The organism is Streptomyces prasinopilosus (assembly GCF_001419695.1).
Lineage (GTDB): Bacteria > Actinomycetota > Actinomycetes > Streptomycetales > Streptomycetaceae > Streptomyces > Streptomyces prasinopilosus.
On sequence record NZ_LIRG01000840.1, the window covers coordinates 1 to 1,618 of the forward strand.

At 71.9% G+C, this 1,618-nt stretch carries 2 protein-coding genes; one reads left to right on the plus strand and one right to left on the minus strand.

Annotated elements, in window-relative coordinates; genetic code table 11:
• The coding region (locus AOK18_RS27315) for an MFS transporter (protein ID WP_157865239.1) at positions 1 to 878 on the plus strand (878 nt) is incomplete at its 5' end.
• A 189-nt stretch (positions 879 to 1,067) separates the two neighbouring features.
• Here the strand turns inward: AOK18_RS27315 and AOK18_RS27320 are convergent.
• Positions 1,068 to 1,618 (minus strand): response regulator transcription factor (locus AOK18_RS27320; RefSeq protein WP_055696065.1); only part of this gene is annotated, 551 nt, incomplete at its 5' end.

Sequence of the window (1,618 nt, forward strand, 5' to 3'; positions counted from 1 at the left end):
TCGCCTCGCTGTTCGTCGGCATCGCGATGTTCGCCGGCACCATCTACTTCAGCCAGTTCTTCCAGCTGGCCCGGAACGAGTCCCCGACCATGTCGGGTGTCCTGACCATCCCGATGATCGGCGGTCTGTTCGTCTCCTCGACCGCCTCCGGTCTGATCATCACCCGGACCGGCAAGTGGAAGTCCTGGCTCGTCACCGGCGCCGCGCTGCTGACCGCCGCCCTGGGACTGCTGAGCTCCATACGCCACGACACCCCGTACTGGCACATCGGCCTCTTCATGGTGATCATGGGCCTCGGGACCGGCATGATGATGCAGAACCTGGTGCTGTGCACGCAGAACCAGGTGGACCCGGGCGACCTCGGCGCCGCGAGTTCCGTCGTCACCTTCTTCCGGTCGCTCGGCGGCGCGGTGGGCGTCTCGGTGCTCGGCTCGGTCATGTCGACCCGGATCAACCACTACGCCGAGGACACCATCGGCTCGCTGAGCCCGCAGGAGCAGGCCGCCGCCGCCCGCTCGGCCGGCTCCGGCGAACTGCCGGACATGGACCTGCTGCCCCCCGGCATCCGCACCTGGCTGGAGAGCGCCTACGGGCACGGCATCGCCGACATCTTCCTGTACGTCGCCCCGATCGCCTTCCTCGCCTTCCTGGTGACCCTCTTCATCAAGGAGGTCCCGCTGCGGACCTCGGGCGCACTGGCCCAGGCCGCGGAATCGCTCTCCGCCGCACCGGTCCCGGTGACCGCCGGGACGGCGGACGGCACCACCGGCGGGACGGCCGGAACCTCCGCCGCCGGCGCCCCGAGCCGGTCCGGTTCCGCTTCCGTCTCCGCCGACGGCGGAGGCAGGGGCAACGGCACCGGCGACTCCGGCCAGTAGCCCGGACTCCCCCTCCTCCCGATCATCCGACCCGGCCCGCGGCGGGCGGCGCGCTCTCGACGAAGGCGCGCCCCCCGCCGCGGGCCGGTCCGCTTTCCGCGGGCCCTCGACGACGCGTTCGAGCGGGTCCTGACCGCTCCGGGGCCGCGGGATCGGTCCGCCCCCGCGGGGGCGGCCGTCACCGTCCGCTCACGCCACCGCGGGCTTGATCAGGTACCCGGCGCCGCGCCGGGTGTGGATCATCGGCTCCCGGCCGGCGTCGATCTTCCGGCGCAGGTACGAGATGTACAGCTCGACGACGTTCGTCCGTCCGCCGAAGTCGTAGGACCAGACCCGGTCGAGGATCTGCGCCTTGCTGAGCACCCGCCGCGGATTGCGCATCAGATAGCGCAGCAGCTCGAACTCGGTGGCGGTGAGGTGGATGTCCACCCCGGCCCGGGTCACGTCGCGGCTGTCCTCGTCGAGTGTGAGGTCGCCGACGACCAGCACGGACTGCGGACGGCGGTCGGCCGTGCCGGAGCGCCGGATCAGACCGCGCAGCCGTGCGACGACCTCCTCCACGCCGAACGGCTTGGTCACGTAGTCGTCACCGCCGGCGGTCAGACCCGCGATGCGGCCCTCGACGGCGTCCCGCGCGGTGAGGAAGAGGACGGGCATGTCCTGCTGCTCGCGGCGCAGGCGCCCGAGCACGGACAGGCCGTCCAGGTCCGGCAGCATCACGTCCAGGACGACGGCGTCGG